Origin of the sequence: Algoriphagus confluentis (genome assembly GCF_036245625.1) — a bacterium.
GTDB classification, from domain to species: Bacteria; Bacteroidota; Bacteroidia; order Cytophagales; family Cyclobacteriaceae; genus Algoriphagus; species Algoriphagus confluentis.
The window spans coordinates 214,535-230,610 of the sequence record NZ_BTPD01000007.1; the positions used below are offsets into that span (position 1 = coordinate 214,535).

Here is a 16,076-nt window from a genome sequence, read left to right on the forward strand (position 1 = left end):
CAAAAAATAAAGTGCTCAAGGAAAAGGAGGGATAGAGCCATGTTTAGTCACCGATTGAGTTATTTCTTTGCCAGTTTGTTGGGAATTTATTCCTTTCTGAACATCTATTTTCTGGACGGTGATCGGCTATATGCTGCACGATTGGATGCCTTGCCTCTTTTTGCCCTGATTCTGGCTTTGACCCTATCCGTTTGGCTGATCAATGGCTGGGTTCAGCAGGGAATTTCTGAAAGGTTTGAGAAAGTTCACCCTTTGATTGTTCAGTTTTTGGCTTCTCTTGTACTGGTCTTGGTGCTTTCCATGGTATCTTCTGAGGTATCAGGATGGATTTTGGGAGGTCCGTTTTCTTTTTCTTTTCAAAATTTCTTATTGACCGCCGCTTTCAGTTCCAGAATCAATTTATTTCTCAACTGCCTCAATGCGATTTATTATTTCAGTGAAAAATTAAAAGAGAAAGCCGTAGAGTCTGAAAAGCTCAAGACGCTTAATTCTGAGGCAAGATATGAATCAGTCAATTCCCAGCTTAATCCTCATTTCTTTTTCAATAATCTGAGTGCAATTTCTGTTTTGATTCATCAGGACGTCAAACTTGCCGATCAGTATTTGCAGAAGCTAAGTGAGATCTATCGGTATATTCTTAAAAACAGGAGCAGCGAGCTGGTTTCGCTTCAGGAAGAAATGGCATTTTTGGAAAAATACCTGGAGTTGTTAAGTATTCGATTTGAAGATTCTTTAAAATTTTCTCTTCAAATCAAGAAGGAATGTCTGGATACGATGATTCCTCCTGCAGTACTTCAGCTTTTAGTAGAGAACGTGGTGAAACACAACTACTTCACTCGAAAAGAGCCTTTGGAAGTAAAGGTGTTTTGCGAGGGGTGGACACTGAAGATTTTTAATAAAAAACAACCCAAAAAGGCGGTTGAAGTCTCCACAGGCATTGGACTTCAAAACATATCCGACAGATATAGGTTTCTTCATCATGAGATTCGTATTCTGGATGAATCGGACTATTTTCAAGTTGAACTGCCCCTAATCGATGACAAAAAAGATATTGCTAGTAGAGGACGAGCCTTTAGCCCAAGCTAGGATAGCATCCATCATACAAAAAGAGCGGCCGGATTGGACGATTCAAGAAGCTGTTCAAAGTGTATCAGAGCTGAAGCAAGTATTGGCAGGATTGCTCCAATTTGACTTGATTCTCTGTGATATTCACCTTGCTGACGGGTTGAGCTTTACTGCTTTTCAGAACAGAGAAATCACTGTACCAATTATTTTCATCACTGCTTACGATGAGTACGCGCTTCAATCCTTTGAGCATAATTGCATCGATTATGTGCTTAAACCCATCCAAGAGGATCGTCTGCTCAAGGCTTTTGATAAGGCAGGGAAGTTTGTAATCTCCGGTGAGCCAAATCCTTTCCCCCCCAGTTTCTTCGAGAAATTTATCGAGCATTATGCCCCAAAAGCTTACAAAAAACGATTCTTGACCAAACTGGGCAACAAGCTCGTTTTCGTCAACGTGGAAGAAGTAGCCTATTTCTTTGCGGATGGAGGAGTGACCTTTTTGGTAGAGACTGGGACCTCGCAGAAGTTTGTGGTGGATTACTCTCTGAACGAGCTTGAAAGTGAGCTATTGGACCCTCAAAAATTTTATAGAATCAATCGATCCATGATCATCAATCTGGATAATTTGCTGGAAATGAAGCCCTATCACAATGGAAGATTGGTACTTTCTCTCAAAGCTAGGTCTGAAGATGCCATCGTCGTAGCCAGAGAACGAGTCAATGAATTCAAATCTTGGATTAATCAATAATTTATGATGAAGAGATTCTTTTTAATCGGAATACTCGGTTTTTTACTTGCCAATCCTCTTTTTGCCCAAGATCTCAATCAGGTTTCCTACGATTCCCTGAAAAGGGCAATGATTCAAATGGATCAAGAGCTCTATCAAGTTCAGCTCAATCTACATCAGTCACAGCGTCAGCTTCAAACAGGGATTTTGGTTGCCACTTTGGGATATACTGTCACCATTATCGGTGGACAGCTTTTGGGAACCGAACCGGAGTTAGGAGAAGCTCTACTGTATGTGGGTGGTGCTACAGGGATTGTTGGGACCGTGATTTTGTTCAAAGGGTTCAAAAAAATCAGCCTGGGGCCTCCCTCGCCCCGATATTAGCTTCTTTCCCCCCGGCCATCTTTGGCAAGATGTCCGTCCGGTCCTTGAGGGGCTACCATGACCACTTTTTCTCTGTCAACCATCACCGCCCCAGCAGGTGAGCCTTTCACTTTTCTTATATATTTAGCTTCGGTGAAGATTACCGGAGCTAAGGTTTCGCTTTTCAGTTTGGAATAGTAGGCAGCTAGTCCTGCCGCCCTTTCTAAAACAGGATTGGGTATTTTGGGCATTCCCTTCGTTCTGATTACGACATGGGAGCCTGCAGCCTGTCTCGCATGTAGCCAAAGGTCATCCTTGTGGATGTATCTTCGAATCATTTCATCATTATCCTTGGAAGATTTTCCTACCCAAATCGTATACCCTTCAAATTCAAAAACCCGGAAGGGTAGGCCGGTGTTTTTTGGGTTTGCCTGCTCGGACTTGATGTGCTCCCTTTGGTAGGATTTTAGACCTCTAAATTCCTCTATGGAAGCTAATTCCTCGAGTTTGTGCTGCAATTCTTCCCATTGCTTTTCTTTAGCAGCCAAGGTTTTTTCTAGCTGGTCGATTTCCAGTTGTCGATTTTTCGATTTTCGGTAGAGTGATTCCGCTAAGTCTTGGGGCTTTTGATTGCGTTTGAGCTTTACCCATACTTTTTCACCAGTATAAAAATTATCCAGTTCTGCCCCGGTTTGCCCTGAGAAAAACTGATGTAGATTGGCCATGATGACATCAGCCAGCTGGGAAGGAGGAGGGGAGTTTACTAGCTCACTTAGTTTCTCACGGGATTTCTGAAGGTAGTTTTCAGTCCGTTTGATTTGTTCCTGAAGATTCTTCAGTAATCGATTTTTGTCTTTATTGAAATTCCCTCTTACTAATGCGATATAGAAAAGCTCATTGACCGCTTCAATTGGGTCAGCGAAGGTTTTTAAGGGGTTTTCTGTGGGCAATAGGGTAAGTTTTACTTGGTCTTGCTCCTCGATCAAGCAAAAAAGAGGACTGTCCAAAAGGTCCAAGACTTCCTGTATCCCCTTCCATTTTTCTTCCAGGCTCAATTCCGGATAGCCTTTTTCTTTGAGCCATTTTCTTGGTTCAGGACCTAAAGTCGGGAGAAATTGACTTGCATTCCCTTCAAGAGATTTAAAACGCTCCCAGCTGAGATCCAAAGGATTGAAAAGGTCTTCGAAACGTAAGCTCTTGTCTTCAGAAATCTCGTTTCGAAACAAAAGAAGCGGCCCGCCATTTTCCGGAGAAAAGAGCAGCACATTACTTCGATTGCCATGGAGCTTAAAAACCAACTTTTTCCCGGATTCCAACAGAAAATAAAAGGCTCTCTCGAAATCCATCACCTTCACCCCTTCAATCCGGTCACCCAATAACTCCGAAAACAGATCAATGCTGTTCCTTTTTGCCCGCTGAAACTGGACAGGAAAGCTTAAATAAATATCCGGTGGCAATAAATGGGCTCGGACATATCGGATGTCGCCCTGACTGGATATTTCCAAAATCAGCTCATCCTTGCTTTGGGAAAAGCAGGAAGTGATAATTCCTCCCATGAATTCTTTTTCCAAGGCAGGGCAAAGAAATCTCAGAAAATGATAATTCAGATGCATTAAGAGAGATTTAGTGTCAATCCATCGTATGCCAGCTTGATTCCTTCAGGTAGCTGCCGGTTGATCTCAGTGTGAAGTCCAAGCTTATGGGAAATGTGGGTGAAATAGGTGTTTTTGGCACCTATTCTTTGAGCCTGAATTATGGCTTCATCCAAGGTGAAATGGGAAATATGTGACTCTTTTTGGAGGGCATTAAGGACAAGAGTCTCTGTGCCTTCCAACAATTTAAAAGAGCTTTCCGGGATAAAATTCGCATCGGTGATGTAGGAGAAATCTCCGATGCGGAATCCCAATACAGGTAATTTGTAGTGGAGTACGGGGATAGGGGTGATTTCGGTTCCGTTGAAATGAAAAGGATTTTCATCGATTTCCACACAATCTACCTGGGGTACCCCGGGATATTTTTGAGCGCTGAAGATGTAGGAATATTCCCTTTGAATTTGTTCCAAAACAGCTTTTCTTCCAAAAACAGGCATACTCTTTTTTTGTCGGAAATTATAGGGTCGAATATCATCCAATCCTGCCGTATGGTCCTTGTGCTCATGGGTGAAAAGTACCGCATCTAGACTTTTGATCCCCTCCCGAATCATCTGCATCCGAAAATCCGGACCAGTGTCGATCACCAAGGAGGTTCCCTGATGGTCAATATGGAGGGAGGTTCTGAAACGCTTATCTCTATAATCCAAGGAAGTGCACACTGCACAGTCGCAGGTAATCACCGGTACGCCTTGGGAGGTGCCTGTTCCTAGAAAGGTTATTTTCAAAACTTGAGTGTAGTTTGTTGGAGTTCAATCAGAAAATCCTGACTGCTTTTGTCTTTAAAATCTTTGGGGTCAAATTGAAGCTCTCCAAGGATATCGATCAAGGCATTTATTTTGCCTTCCAAAGGGAAATACTTATTGATAATCACAATCCGGGTGTCTTTGAGCAGGCAATAGCCGGATTTGAAGTTCCCCTTTTCATATCTCAGGATATATTCTGAAGAGGAAAAAAGGTTTTCCAGTTTGTCCAAAAAGTGTTTGGTGTATTTGACTGCCATGAAGCTTAACTCAGGTGTTTTTTTACCGTTGCCAAAACCTGATCATAATCCAGCGGCTTTTGAATGAAATCATCAAAACCCAATTTTCGGAACTGCTCAGGGGATAGATTGTTCACATTTCCACTGATGGCGATCACAGGAAGGGATTTTTTTTGGATGTCATCCAAAGCTCGGATTTTTTTAATGCATTGGACTCCGTCCATTACAGGCATCGTGATATCTAGGAGAATTAGGTCAAAATCCTCCTTTTCCAATAAATCCAAAACCAATTGACCGTTACGGGCTGACTTCATTTCATAATTTTCAAAAGCCAGAACATTTTTGGTTAGGTTGATGATGATCGAGCTGTCTTCACCTACGAGTACTTTTTTGTTTTTACTCATGATTCAAAAATAGTTTGTTGATTTAAAAATCGATTGAATTCCTTCATTTCATTTTCCAGGTTTTCCCTAAGTTGTTTTGTCTGAAAGTTGGATTTGGATCGCAATTCTGCCTCACCGTTTTGACAAACTGAGAATATGCGCTGAGCACCCAGAGTTCCGGAGTTTCCTTTGAGCGTATGCAGGCTCGTCAAAACCTCCTCAGGATCTGCTGCAGGATTCTGCAGGAGTTGTATGGTTTGGTTACACTCATGGAGAAAATCTTCAAAAACCTTCTTTAAGGTGCTTTTTGAATTGTATTTAAATAGTTGCTCAATGATCGCCATATCCAATATTTGCCCGCTTCCTGATTTTAATGGATGCTTTTTGTTGGGGATTTCCCGTGAAAGATGCATTTGTATGGTCTCCAAAAATTCCCTTGGTCGAATAGGCTTTGTAATCAGGTCGTCAAAGCCTTGCTCCAGAAAACTTCCCCGCTCACTTTCTTCCGCGTAGGCAGTTACAGCTACTATCGGACAATTCTGATGAGCCTGTGATTTCAACTCCTTCAATGCTGTAAAACCATCCATTTGAGGCATCTGAATATCCATCAAAATGAGGTCAAACTCAGATTGAACGGACTTTTCGAGGGCTTCCAGTCCGTTTTTTGCAGATTCATAGGTGTGAAGCTGACCGATGAGGTTTTCGAAAAGCTTCCTGTTGAGATCGTTGTCTTCTACAATTAATATCTTTTTGCTTTTCATAGCTTAAGTTTGGATTTTTGCCAGTATCACTTCTTTTCCTCGACTTGTCTGACAAAAAATTCCTTATTCTGGTAGTCGGTCCTACGGCTGTGGGCAAAACCGCTCTTTGTATAAAACTAGCCAAAAAATTTGAGACCGAAATAATTTCTTGCGACAGTAGGCAATTTTACCGGGAGATGAATCTCGGAACAGCAAAACCTTCGAGAGAGGAGCTCAGGGAGGTAAATCATCATCTGATTGATAGTCTCTCCATCCTTCAGGAATACGATGTCAGGAAGTTTGAATCGGATGCTTTGAAGATTCTTGGAGGGCTTTTTGAGAGAAAAAATGGGGTTGTAGTCACCGGAGGTTCGGGGCTTTTTGCTGATGCACTTACCGAGGGGATGGATGAGATTCCATCCGTAAACCCTGAAATTCGGGATCAAATTATCAAAGAATACCAAAGGAATGGCTTAGAATGGCTGCAGGACCAAATCTCGAGATTGGACCCTGACTATTTTGCTATAGTCGACCGACAAAACCCCCAACGCTTAATGAGAGCACTGGAGGTAATAAGAGGAACAGGAGGGAAGTTTAGCAGTTTCAGAAAGAAATCGAAAATCAAAAGGCCTTTTCAAACCCTGAAAATCGGTCTAAACCGTGACCGGGAAGAACTCTACCAAAGAATCGATCTTCGAATGGACCAAATGATCAATGAAGGGCTTTTTGAAGAAGCAGAAGCGCTTTTTGAGTTCCGAAATCTGAATGCATTGCAGACCGTGGGATATTCCGAGATTTTCGGATTTTTTGAAGGCAAGTATGATCGGGAAGAGGCTGTCCGTTTATTGAAACGAAACAGCAGAAGGTATGCGAAGCGTCAATTGACCTGGTTTAGAAGAGATGAGGCTATCCGATGGTTTCATCCAGATCAAGAGTCGGAAATATTTGCTTGGATTGAGGATCAGATGGGCCTAAATCCACTAAGCTTGGCTACCCAATTGTAGGGGGCTTTTTTTATCAATTGGTTGTATTGATGCCGATTGACCTTAAGCTCGCGAATAAGCCGAAGGCTGGAATCGGAAATCTTTTGATCTGATCCTGCCTTTTTCCACTTTTCCATTATCAGGGAAGGCTCAGGGATTTGATTTTTTTCCAAACCCAGATCAGGATGTGCTTCCGCCAATCGGTCTAAGAGGTCGGTCTGTAAATTGAGCTTTCGCTGCATGGTAGTTTTCACAGTAAGGAAAAAAAGCAGCAACGCACCGCCCATCGTCAGAAAAAGAGGAATAAATCCCATATCAGATGCTTAGAATATCAATTAGTTTTAAATGGTCCTCGATCAAAGGCTTGGGTTTGCCAATGCAGTCTCCAAATGAGGTGTAGACGACTTGCTGATTCATCACTCCGGCCATGCAATTGGTTTTGCCACTGAGTAAGCCTTCCACAGCAGCCATTCCACATCGGCTTGCCAAAACTCGGTCTCTGGCGGTTGGTTTGCCACCTCTTTGGATATGACCTAAGGTGGTTACCTTAAATTCCTTCTCCGGATCTTTGATTGCCGTTTTAACCTTTTGCATGATTTCTTCGGCATTGCCCAAGTCATCACCCTCTGCTACAACAATGATACTGGAGGTTTTTGTTTTGCGGAGATTCTTCAGGGATTTGACCACAGATTTCAGATCTGTTTGGGTTTCAGGCACCATGACAAATTCGGCACCACCTCCGATTCCTGACTCTACAGCAATAAAACCGGCATCACGTCCCATCACTTCGATGAAAAAGATTCGGTCGTGGGCAGCAGCTGTATCTCTGATTTTGTCGATAGCTTCCAAAGCGGTGTTTACTGCCGTATCAAATCCGATGGTGTAGTCGGTTCCATAGATATCGTTGTCGATGGTTCCGGGACAACCCACAGTAGGAATTCCAAATTCTTCAAAAAACAGCTTTGCCCCGGTAAAAGTACCGTCTCCACCGATTGCCACAAGACCTTCTATTCCCAAAGATCTCAGATTTTCATAGGCCTTTTTCCTGCCTTCCGGAGTACGGAATTCCTCCGAGCGGGCAGATTTGAGCATGGTGCCTCCTCTTTGGACTATATTGCTCACCGAATGGGAATAGAGCCTCTTGATATCTCCTTCAATCATCCCTTCGTAGCCCCGGTTAATCCCATAGACTTCGAGCCCTTTATAGATTCCTGTGCGTACCACAGCACGAATGCACGCGTTCATTCCCGGTGCATCTCCCCCTGAGGTAAAAACCGCAATTTTTTTCATGGTATAGGTTTTAAGCGCCCCAAAAATAGCCATTCTTCCAGCATATCATCCCAGAAATTGAAAATTTGAAGAGGATTTTATAGACAGATTTTTGAAGCTTGCTTAACTTAAATCTGTATTACCTTGGTTGTTTATAAAAGCTCATGAAATCCGATTCAATTTCTTTTTCACTTAGCAATTACCCGATCGGTTTGGGATGTATGTCTTTGCCTGAGCGTTCTTCGGAGGCGAAGAAAATACTTGAAGAAGCGTGGCAAGGAGGAATTCGCTTTTTTGATACGGCTGATTTGTACCAAGCCGGGAAAAATGAAGTCAACCTTGGGAAATTTTTTCAAGGAAAAAGAAGCGAAGTGGTTTTGGCTACCAAAGTCGGGAACCAACTCCATCCCGACGGGAAAACCTGGTCTTGGAATCCTTCTAAATCCTATATTCTGGAGGCAGTTGAAAAATCACTTCAACGACTAAAAACCGATTATATCGACCTCTATCAGCTTCACGGGGGAACAATGGAAGACCCATGGGAAAATACCTTGGAAGCTTTTGAAATCCTGAAAAATCAAGGTAAAATCCGTGCTTTTGGGATTTCCTCTATCCGTCCCAATGTGATCCGCAAAGTGATGGAATTGAATCCTCCAGCCACAATCATGATGCAATATTCACCGCTGGACCGCAGGCCTGAGGAGGAGATTTTTCCACTCTTGGAAAAGACCCAAACTCGGGTTTTAGTGAGAGGCGGGATGACCAAAGGGATTTTACTGGATAAGCCAACGGCCGGTTTCTTGGACCTTAGCAAGGAAGAAGTCGAAGAAATAAAAAAAGAGATTCATTCCTCAGGTTTTTCTCCAGAGGCTGTTTTGACTAGGTATTCAATGGAGGAAAAAGCCGTAGGAATGATGGTCATTGGAGCCAGCAAGCCTGAGCAACTGAAGAAAAATTTGAAGGCATTTGAGGAAAGTAAGTCTATTCCTGAAGAATACATTTTGAACCTTAAGCAGAAGTTTCTGCCCAATAAATACCAAGACCACCGATAAGATATTCGTTTTGAGATTGCGGCTTTTTGCCTTATTTGTCTTTTGATTAGAAACCATCACCCATGAAAAACTTTCTTTTGCTATTCGCCTCTTTGGCCTTTTTTTCCTGTCAAACCCAAGAATCCAATCCCGAAATCACCCGTTGGGAAGCTCAAGCCGAGCAGGTAGAAATTATCCGGGACGATTTTGGTGTGCCACATATCTATGGAAAAACAGATGCGGATGCGGTTTTCGGGCTTCTGTATGCCCAATGTGAGGATGATTTCAGAAGAGTGGAGCGAAACTACATTTGGGCGATTGGTCGCCTAGCCGAACTGGAAGGGGAGGAGGCAATCTACTCCGATGTGCGGGCCAACTTGTATATGACCGAGGCTGAAGCCAAGGCAGCCTACGAAAAGGCACCGGATTGGCTGAAAACGCTCTGCGTGGCTTTTGCCGATGGGATCAATTACTACCTTCATACGCATCCGGAGGTTATTCCACAGGTGATTACCCATTATGAACCTTGGATGCCGATGTTCTTTTTTGAAGGTTCGATCGGTGGAGATATCGAGCGGATTTCTACCCAAGGATTGAAGGCTTTTTACGAGGAAGACAAGTCTTTGGCCTCTTGGGATCAGGAAGGGTTTGATTCCCGATTTTTGGAGGAACCTCAAGGCTCCAATGGAATTGCGATAGCTCCTTCTCTTTCTGAGTCTGGTAATTCCATGCTGCTGATCAATCCACATACTTCTTTCTATTTCCGCCCAGAGGTCCATGTTGTGTCTGAAGAAGGCCTAAATGCCTATGGCGCAGTGACCTGGGGGCAGTTTTTTGTGTATCAGGGATTCAATGAGAAAACGGGCTGGATTCATACCTCCACTTTTGTGGATTTCATTGATGAGTTTGAAGAGGAGATTTTGGAAGAAGACGGGATGCTTTTGTATAACTATGGCGGAGAAAAGAGGGAGATCAAAACCCAGGAAATCACCCTGAAATATAAAGAAGGTCAGGAGGTGAAAAGTAAGTCTTTCACCATCTACCGAACCCATCACGGGCCGATTACCCACAAAGCCGAAAATGGCTGGGTAGCCACAAAAATCAACTGGGATCCAGTCAATGCCCTGATTCAAAGCTATACCCGAACCAAGCTGAATACCTACGCGGAATTCAAAGAAATGATGAATATTCGTACGAATTCCTCCAACAATACGGTTTTTGCAGATGCGGAAGGAAACATTGCTTACTTCCACGGGAATTTCATCCCAAAAAGAAATCCTCAATTTGACTTTTCCAGACCTGTGGATGGAAGTGATCCGGCGACCGACTGGCAGGGTTTGCATACAGTAGATGAAAGTATTCTGATTCTCAACCCGGAAAATGGCTGGATTCAAAATTGCAATTCCACTCCTTTTACTGCTGCTGGTGAATTCAGTCCCAAGGCGGAAAATTATCCCAACTACATGGCGCCCGATCAGGAAAATTTCCGGGGAATCCATGCGGTCAAAGTGCTTCAGAATGTCGAAAAACTAAATCTGGATAGCTTTTTGGCCTTAGCGCACGATCCGTATTTGCCTGCATTTGAATATTTAATTCCTGAGTTGCAGGGAGCGTTTCTCGCTGTTGGAAAAGGAAAAGAAAACCTGAAAGAGGCCGTGGATATGTTGACATCTTGGGATTTCAGAGCAGGTTTGAACTCGGTTCCGATGTCTTTGGCTCATTTCTATGGGGAAAATTACCAGCGGAGATTCAGAAGCATGAATCGCTTTATCAATCCGTCTAATGCCAAAGCTCCGGATGCCAAAGAAATCTTGGAAGTATTGGAGGAAACCATCGCTCAGATGGATGCGGACTTCGGAACCTGGAAAACCCCTTGGGGAGAAATCAACCGATTCCAGAGACTCAGTGGAGATATCGACCTGAAATACGACGACAACCAGCCCTACATTCCCGTAGGCTATGCCTCAGGTAACTGGGGAGCATTGGCTGCTTATGGTGCGAGAACTTTCGAAGGAACCAAGCGACTCTATGGCTATCGGGGAAACAGTTTTGTAGCCGTGGTCGAGTTTGGAGAAAAAGTCAAAGCCAAAACCATCCTGGCAGGCGGGCAAAGTTCAGATCCGAATTCCCCTCACTTCTTTGACCAAGCCCAGCGCTATGCAGATACCAACTTCAAAGAAGCTGCTTTCTATCGGGAAGATGTGGAGAAAAGAGCGGAGGAGAGGTATCAGCCAGGGAAGAGAAAGTAATCAGAGCAAGGGACTTCAATGTTGAAGTCCTTTTCTTCTTTTTTCACAGAAATAAATTTCACGATAACTTCTTCCTGTCGTTGAGCCTTTGTGGCCCAAATTCTTCACCTATTTTTCTGCTTCTTTGAAGTGGAACAAAAAAAGCCCAGACTTTCATCTGAGCTTTTCAAGTACAGCCGGAAGGATTCGAACCCTCAACCCTCGGAGCCGAAATCCGATATTCTATCCAGTTGAACTACGGCTGCGTACTTTCTTTATTTTTCCAAAGCGGCCTTTACACGCTCTGCTGCTTCTTTCAAGGTGATTGCAGAGAAAACTTTCAATCCGGATTCGTCGATGATTTTAGCACCTTCTTCCGCATTGGTTCCCTGAAGCCTTACGATAATCGGCACGCGAATATCGCCAATAGATTTGTAAGCTTCAACAACTCCGTTAGCAATTCTGTCACATCTTACGATTCCTCCGAATACGTTGATCAGGATTGCTTTTACGTTTGGATCCTGAAGGATGATTCGGAAGCCTGCTTCTACTGTAGTGGCGTTGGCTCCTCCACCCACGTCGAGGAAGTTGGCAGGTTCACCACCGGAAAGCTTGATCATATCCATGGTCGCCATCGCCAAACCGGCTCCGTTTACCATACAACCTACGTTTCCGTCCAATTTTACATAATTCAAGCCAGACTTCCCAGCTTCCACCTCCAAAGGATCTTCCTCTGCCAAATCTCTCAACTCAGCCAATTTAGGCTGACGATACAATGCATTGTCGTCCAAGTTTACTTTGGCATCCACTGCCAAGATCTTGTCGTCGGAAGTCTTCAACACAGGATTGATCTCAAACTGAGAAGAGTCTGTTCCTACGTAGGCATTGTAAAGTGAGGTGATAAACTTCACCATTTCCTTGTGAGCAGTTCCGCTCAAGCCCAGTTTGAAAGCAACCTTTCTAGCCTGGAATCCCTGAAGACCTACTTTTGGATCGATCCATTCTTTGATGATTTTCTCTGGATGCTTTTCAGCAACCTCTTCGATGTCCATTCCGCCTTCAGTAGAAGCCATGATCACATTGGATCCGGTAGCTCTGTCCAGAAGGATAGACATGTAATATTCTTTTGGCTCAGAAGCACCTGGATAATACACATCCTCAGCGATCAAGACCTTATTGACTTTTTTGCCTTCAGCACCAGTCTGGATAGTCACTAAGGTACATCCCAAAATAGCCGCTGCTTTTTCTTTTACATCTTCGAGTTTCTTGGCAAGAACCACTCCGTTGGAACCCGTCTCCTGCACTTTGCCTTTTCCACGGCCTCCGGCGTGGATTTGAGCCTTGATCACGTACCAGGAAGTACCGGTTTGCGCATTAAGTTTGACTGCTGCTTCATGGGCGGCTTCAGGGCTATCGGCGACTATGCCTTCCTGAATTCTCACTCCATATCCTTTGAGTACTTCTTTTGCCTGATATTCGTGAATGTTCATCCTCTGAAAATTTTTGCCCGAAGATAAGGGGATGACTGCGATAAATCAAACCGACTTTTTTCAATTTTTGGTAAAAAAGGCCGTTAGCTACTGGATTTGAGGGATTTGTTTTACTTTTAAAAACCCAAAAAATAATAGTATGCTGATTGCCAAAGGGATCCATAAATCCTATGGAAGCCTCCATGTGTTGAAAGGAGTAAGTCTGGAAATTTCATCCTCAGAGATTGTTTCGATTGTCGGTTCTTCGGGTGCTGGGAAAAGTACCCTTCTCCATATTTTTGGTACATTGGATCAGCCTGACCAAGGAAGCCTGGAAATGGACGGTAAAAACCTACTCAAGCTGAAAGGCGATTCTTTGGCAAGATTCAGAAATGAAAAGATTGGCTTTATTTTTCAGTTTCATAATCTTCTGCCGGAATTCACAGCATTGGAAAACATTCAAATTCCCGGATTTATCCTAGGTGCCAAAGAGTCAGATTTGCTGAAGAAAGCCAAAGAACTGGCCGAAATCCTGGGAATCAGCGGTCGGCTGGATCACAAACCCTCCGAACTTTCCGGAGGCGAGCAACAAAGGGTAGCCGTAGCCAGAGCCTTGATCAATAGTCCAGCAGTAGTCTTTGCTGACGAACCGAGTGGGAATCTGGATACCGCCAATGCCAAAGGTTTGCATCAGCTGTTTTTCCAACTCCGAGATGAATTGAAGCAGGCTTTTGTAATCGTGACGCACAATGAGGAATTGGCTGAAATGGCTGACCGCAAAGTCCAGATGAAAGACGGTCTGATTGTCTGAGCTTCTTATTTTTCCAGAAGCTTCAGCATGGACTGAGCGTGAGCTTTATTTTCAAACATTCCTTCGAAAACTCCCGCGATCTGATGATTTTCATCCAAAAGATAAGTTACCCGTTTCGGCATTTTGATCAAGGGAATTAAAGCATCGTAAGCTTTACAAACCTTTCCAGAACTGTCAGAAAGCAAATCGAAAGGTAAACGATGAGCTTTCTTGAACTTTTCATGAGTGGGAATATCGTCCCGGCTGATTCCGAAAATGGGGATGTCAAGATCTCTGAATCCTTCAAACTGATCCCGGAATTCACAAGCCTCTGCAGTGCAGCCCGGGGTGAAGTCTTTGGGATAAAAATATAAGACCACAGCTTTTCCCTTCAAATCTTTGGAGAGCGTGATGGTTTGGTCTGAGGTAGCGGGTAAATTAAAATCAGGGGCGGCGGTGCCTTTTTTCAAAGCCATGGTTTTTCTTTTTTTCAAATCTAACCCAGTTCATTCATCTTTGGTTTTTGCCGAATAAAATTTTGCGACTAGAACTTTTCTTCCTTCTCGTAGCTTTGTCTAATCAAGTCACCCTATCCGAATGAAGTTTTGAAGATCAACAGTGTCCAATCCATGCTTCTGGCGGGGATATTTTTTGCCTTGATGAATGTTTCGGTCAAATTTATCCCTCATATACCTGCGATTGAGATTATCCTTTTCCGGTCTGTATTCAGTTTGATTTTTAGCTATCTGGTGCTGAAAAAGCAGGGTGTTTATGTTTTTGGTAATAATAAACCCCTGCTGGTCCTTCGGGGAGTGGTGGGGTCAATTGGGTTGATTTCTTTTTTTTACACGCTCCAGAAAATTCCTTTGGCCAGTGCCGTGACCATGCAATACTTGTCTCCGATTTTTACCTCGATTTTGGGAGTTTACTTTTTGAAAGAGCGGGTCAAACCCATTCAATTTCTCTTTTTCGCAGTTTCTTTTGCCGGAGTTTTGGTCTTGCAGGGCTTCGATACCCGGGTCAATCTGCTCTATGCGGGGATTGGAATTACCTCGGCTTTGTTTTCAGGCATGGCATACAATGTCATCCGGAAGCTGAAGAATACAGAGCATCCTTTAGTCATTATTTTTTATTTCCCTTTGGTGACACTTCCTGTAGCGGGAGTGGTCAGTTTCTTCACTTGGGTTCAGCCTCTGGGCTGGGATTGGCTTTGGCTCCTCTGGATAGGTATCTGTACTCAGACAGCCCAATATTTTATGACTTTGGCTTATCAAAATGCCAATGTAGCCAAGGTGTCCAGTTTGAGCTACTTGGGTATAGTCTATGCGCTGATTTTTGGATTCTTTTTCTTCGGAGAAACTTTCCAGGTGATGTCTTATGTGGGCATGACTTTGGTTTTGGTAGGGATATTGCTGAATTTGAGAGTGAAATAATTTTCAGAATGCGGTTACAAAATCAGAGACAGGTGCGACTAAAAGAAAAACGAAAGGTAATGGGTGTTTTCAGGCTTTTGGGTCCTCAGGCTCTAGTAATTCTATTTTCCATACTTGTGTTTTCTTGTGTAGAAAATCCAGATCGCGAAGAGTTGGAAGATTTTGACTGCAATCAATTGGCTTACTCCGACACCCTGTTTTTCATCAACACTGCCTCCAGTCAATTGATCTCTCCCATCAATTCCATAGAAGGGACTTTTTCCGCCTCGCCCGATGGTTTGGTCATCAATCCCAATACAGGGGTAATTGACGTCAATGCCAGTGAGACCGGACTGAAATACAAGATTACTTTTCAGCCTACAGGAAGTGAACAGGTTTGTGAAACCTTTTTTACTGTTGGCGGGGTGAATTATCTGGATGGCATCTATGTATTGGGTCAAAATCAAAATCTTGCCAGCCCAATCTACAATGGGGTACCGGGCTTGCTTCTTCCTTGCGACGACGATGACGACGATGACGACGATGATGATGATGATGACGATGATGATGACGACGATGACAGTAGCTGTAAATTCGATGCGGATAATCCAACAGGACAATTGTTGGCGGATTTGGGATTTGAAATTTCCAGCAAAGGGCTGATCGACCTTCAAAAGACGGTTGAAAATGGGACTTTTGGGTCCACTCCCGTAAACGGGACCATATTGGACGTGGAGTTGTACTATCAGCTGAATGATTTGAGTGCCTTAGCTTTAAACAAAATTCCGCTTCGCTTTTTTTACTATGAGAGCTTAGCGGATGTTCCTCAGGAAGTATTGGATGATATCGAGGAAAAAAGGGATTTGATCAACGAAAAGACTTCAGACAAAAACGCTAATTTGCGCTTAGCAAATACAGTACGACCTCCCCGAAAGCCAAGACCACCATACATAGTGATTGTGGCCACCTTGCAGTAGTAGCTTTG

18 protein-coding genes and 1 tRNA gene are annotated in these 16,076 nt (G+C 43.5%); 9 read left to right on the forward strand and 10 right to left on the reverse strand.

What is annotated here, in order from left to right; translation table 11 throughout:
* The first annotated feature begins 39 nt into the window (after positions 1-39).
* From AAA943_RS12240 to AAA943_RS12250, 3 genes are read left to right on the forward strand one after another with little or no spacing between them, the layout of a single operon-like run.
* Positions 40-1,086, forward strand: a complete 1,047-nt coding sequence (locus AAA943_RS12240; RefSeq protein ID WP_338224545.1) for a sensor histidine kinase — start codon at positions 40-42, stop codon at positions 1,084-1,086.
* Positions 1,037-1,813: a LytR/AlgR family response regulator transcription factor gene (locus AAA943_RS12245; RefSeq protein WP_338224546.1), complete on the forward strand. Its 777-nt coding sequence runs from the start codon at positions 1,037-1,039 to the stop codon at positions 1,811-1,813. The genes AAA943_RS12240 and AAA943_RS12245 overlap by 50 nt, the downstream gene beginning before the upstream one ends.
* 3 nt (positions 1,814-1,816) lie before the next feature.
* Positions 1,817-2,176: a hypothetical protein gene (locus tag AAA943_RS12250; RefSeq protein ID WP_338224547.1), complete on the forward strand. Its 360-nt coding sequence runs from the start codon at positions 1,817-1,819 to the stop codon at positions 2,174-2,176.
* On the opposite strand, the gene AAA943_RS12255 is transcribed toward AAA943_RS12250, so the two are convergent.
* Genes AAA943_RS12255 through AAA943_RS12275 form a run of 5 tightly spaced genes read right to left on the reverse strand, consistent with a single transcriptional unit; the run spans position 2,173 to position 5,930 of the window.
* Entirely contained in the window at positions 2,173-3,768 is a 1,596-nt protein-coding gene (locus AAA943_RS12255; protein WP_338224548.1) for an NFACT RNA binding domain-containing protein, read from the reverse strand. The two genes, AAA943_RS12250 and AAA943_RS12255, sit on opposite strands and share 4 nt — an antisense overlap.
* Positions 3,768-4,532: an MBL fold metallo-hydrolase gene (locus AAA943_RS12260; RefSeq protein ID WP_338224549.1), complete on the reverse strand. Its 765-nt coding sequence runs from the start codon at positions 4,530-4,532 to the stop codon at positions 3,768-3,770. Before AAA943_RS12260 ends, AAA943_RS12255 begins: the two co-directional genes overlap by 1 nt.
* A complete protein-coding gene (locus tag AAA943_RS12265) occupies positions 4,529-4,807 on the reverse strand; it encodes a hypothetical protein (RefSeq protein ID WP_338219044.1) in 279 nt (92 codons plus the stop codon). The genes AAA943_RS12260 and AAA943_RS12265 overlap by 4 nt, the downstream gene beginning before the upstream one ends.
* Before the next feature lie 5 nt (positions 4,808-4,812).
* Entirely contained in the window at positions 4,813-5,190 is a 378-nt protein-coding gene (locus AAA943_RS12270; RefSeq protein WP_338224550.1) for a response regulator, read from the reverse strand.
* Positions 5,187-5,930: a response regulator gene (locus AAA943_RS12275; RefSeq protein ID WP_338224551.1), complete on the reverse strand. Its 744-nt coding sequence runs from the start codon at positions 5,928-5,930 to the stop codon at positions 5,187-5,189. Before AAA943_RS12275 ends, AAA943_RS12270 begins: the two co-directional genes overlap by 4 nt.
* A gap of 17 nt (positions 5,931-5,947) precedes the next feature.
* Between AAA943_RS12275 and miaA the strand changes: the two genes are divergently transcribed.
* Positions 5,948-6,913 carry a tRNA (adenosine(37)-N6)-dimethylallyltransferase MiaA gene (miaA, locus tag AAA943_RS12280; protein ID WP_338224552.1) on the forward strand — a complete coding sequence of 322 codons (966 nt, stop codon included), beginning with the start codon at positions 5,948-5,950 and terminating at the stop codon, positions 6,911-6,913.
* Here the strand turns inward: miaA and AAA943_RS12285 are convergent.
* Positions 6,871-7,206, reverse strand: coding sequence for a hypothetical protein (locus AAA943_RS12285; protein WP_338224553.1), 336 nt, complete (start codon positions 7,204-7,206; stop codon positions 6,871-6,873). The two genes, miaA and AAA943_RS12285, sit on opposite strands and share 43 nt — an antisense overlap.
* Position 7,207: 1 nt before the next feature.
* Complete coding sequence (pfkA, locus tag AAA943_RS12290; protein WP_338224554.1) at positions 7,208-8,182, reverse strand: 6-phosphofructokinase; 975 nt, start codon at positions 8,180-8,182, stop codon at positions 7,208-7,210.
* Positions 8,183-8,325: 143 nt separating this feature from the next.
* Here pfkA and AAA943_RS12295 point away from each other — a divergent pair, with 143 nt between their 5' ends.
* Together AAA943_RS12295 and AAA943_RS12300 are read left to right on the forward strand one after the other, a co-directional pair.
* Entirely contained in the window at positions 8,326-9,213 is an 888-nt protein-coding gene (locus AAA943_RS12295; protein ID WP_338224555.1) for an aldo/keto reductase, read from the forward strand.
* Between the two features lie 62 nt (positions 9,214-9,275).
* Complete coding sequence (locus AAA943_RS12300; protein WP_338224556.1) at positions 9,276-11,441, forward strand: penicillin acylase family protein; 2,166 nt, start codon at positions 9,276-9,278, stop codon at positions 11,439-11,441.
* Between the two features lie 171 nt (positions 11,442-11,612).
* On the opposite strand, the gene AAA943_RS12305 is transcribed toward AAA943_RS12300, so the two are convergent.
* Positions 11,613-11,686, reverse strand: a tRNA-Arg gene (locus AAA943_RS12305).
* 9 nt (positions 11,687-11,695) lie between these two features.
* Entirely contained in the window at positions 11,696-12,910 is a 1,215-nt protein-coding gene (gene sucC / locus AAA943_RS12310; RefSeq protein WP_338224557.1) for an ADP-forming succinate--CoA ligase subunit beta, read from the reverse strand.
* A gap of 139 nt (positions 12,911-13,049) precedes the next feature.
* On the opposite strand from sucC, the gene AAA943_RS12315 reads away from it, so the two are divergent.
* On the forward strand, positions 13,050-13,700 hold the full coding sequence (locus AAA943_RS12315; RefSeq protein WP_338224558.1) for an ABC transporter ATP-binding protein: 651 nt from the start codon (positions 13,050-13,052) through the stop codon (positions 13,698-13,700).
* Between the two features lie 5 nt (positions 13,701-13,705).
* Here the strand turns inward: AAA943_RS12315 and AAA943_RS12320 are convergent, their stop codons facing one another.
* On the reverse strand, positions 13,706-14,155 hold the full coding sequence (locus AAA943_RS12320) for a peroxiredoxin (protein WP_338224559.1): 450 nt from the start codon (positions 14,153-14,155) through the stop codon (positions 13,706-13,708).
* A 153-nt stretch (positions 14,156-14,308) separates the two neighbouring features.
* Between AAA943_RS12320 and AAA943_RS12325 the strand changes: the two genes are divergently transcribed.
* On the forward strand, positions 14,309-15,112 hold the full coding sequence (locus AAA943_RS12325) for a DMT family transporter (RefSeq protein WP_338224643.1): 804 nt from the start codon (positions 14,309-14,311) through the stop codon (positions 15,110-15,112).
* 32 nt (positions 15,113-15,144) lie between these two features.
* Positions 15,145-16,068 (forward strand): hypothetical protein, encoded by a 924-nt coding sequence (locus AAA943_RS12330; protein WP_338224560.1) that lies wholly within the window; start codon positions 15,145-15,147, stop codon positions 16,066-16,068.
* Positions 16,069-16,076: the final 8 nt, after the last annotated feature.

Bases quoted from the DNA above. Each gene is read 5' to 3' on its own strand.
- pfkA (WP_338224554.1), bottom strand. From the start codon at position 8,182: ATGAAAAAAATTGCGGTTTTTACCTCAGGGGGAGATGCACCGGGAATG.
- AAA943_RS12240 (WP_338224545.1), top strand. From the start codon at position 40: ATGTTTAGTCACCGATTGAGTTATTTCTTTGCCAGTTTGTTGGGAATT.
- sucC (WP_338224557.1), bottom strand. From the start codon at position 12,910: ATGAACATTCACGAATATCAGGCAAAAGAAGTACTCAAAGGATATGGA.
- AAA943_RS12295 (WP_338224555.1), top strand. From the start codon at position 8,326: ATGAAATCCGATTCAATTTCTTTTTCACTTAGCAATTACCCGATCGGT.
- AAA943_RS12300 (WP_338224556.1), top strand. From the start codon at position 9,276: ATGAAAAACTTTCTTTTGCTATTCGCCTCTTTGGCCTTTTTTTCCTGT.
- AAA943_RS12245 (WP_338224546.1), top strand. From the start codon at position 1,037: ATGACAAAAAAGATATTGCTAGTAGAGGACGAGCCTTTAGCCCAAGCT.
- AAA943_RS12325 (WP_338224643.1), top strand. From the start codon at position 14,309: ATGCTTCTGGCGGGGATATTTTTTGCCTTGATGAATGTTTCGGTCAAA.
- AAA943_RS12250 (WP_338224547.1), top strand. From the start codon at position 1,817: ATGATGAAGAGATTCTTTTTAATCGGAATACTCGGTTTTTTACTTGCC.
- AAA943_RS12315 (WP_338224558.1), top strand. From the start codon at position 13,050: ATGCTGATTGCCAAAGGGATCCATAAATCCTATGGAAGCCTCCATGTG.
- AAA943_RS12265 (WP_338219044.1), bottom strand. From the start codon at position 4,807: ATGGCAGTCAAATACACCAAACACTTTTTGGACAAACTGGAAAACCTT.
- AAA943_RS12275 (WP_338224551.1), bottom strand. From the start codon at position 5,930: ATGAAAAGCAAAAAGATATTAATTGTAGAAGACAACGATCTCAACAGG.
- AAA943_RS12320 (WP_338224559.1), bottom strand. From the start codon at position 14,155: ATGGCTTTGAAAAAAGGCACCGCCGCCCCTGATTTTAATTTACCCGCT.
- AAA943_RS12285 (WP_338224553.1), bottom strand. From the start codon at position 7,206: ATGGGATTTATTCCTCTTTTTCTGACGATGGGCGGTGCGTTGCTGCTT.
- AAA943_RS12270 (WP_338224550.1), bottom strand. From the start codon at position 5,190: ATGAGTAAAAACAAAAAAGTACTCGTAGGTGAAGACAGCTCGATCATC.
- AAA943_RS12255 (WP_338224548.1), bottom strand. From the start codon at position 3,768: ATGCATCTGAATTATCATTTTCTGAGATTTCTTTGCCCTGCCTTGGAA.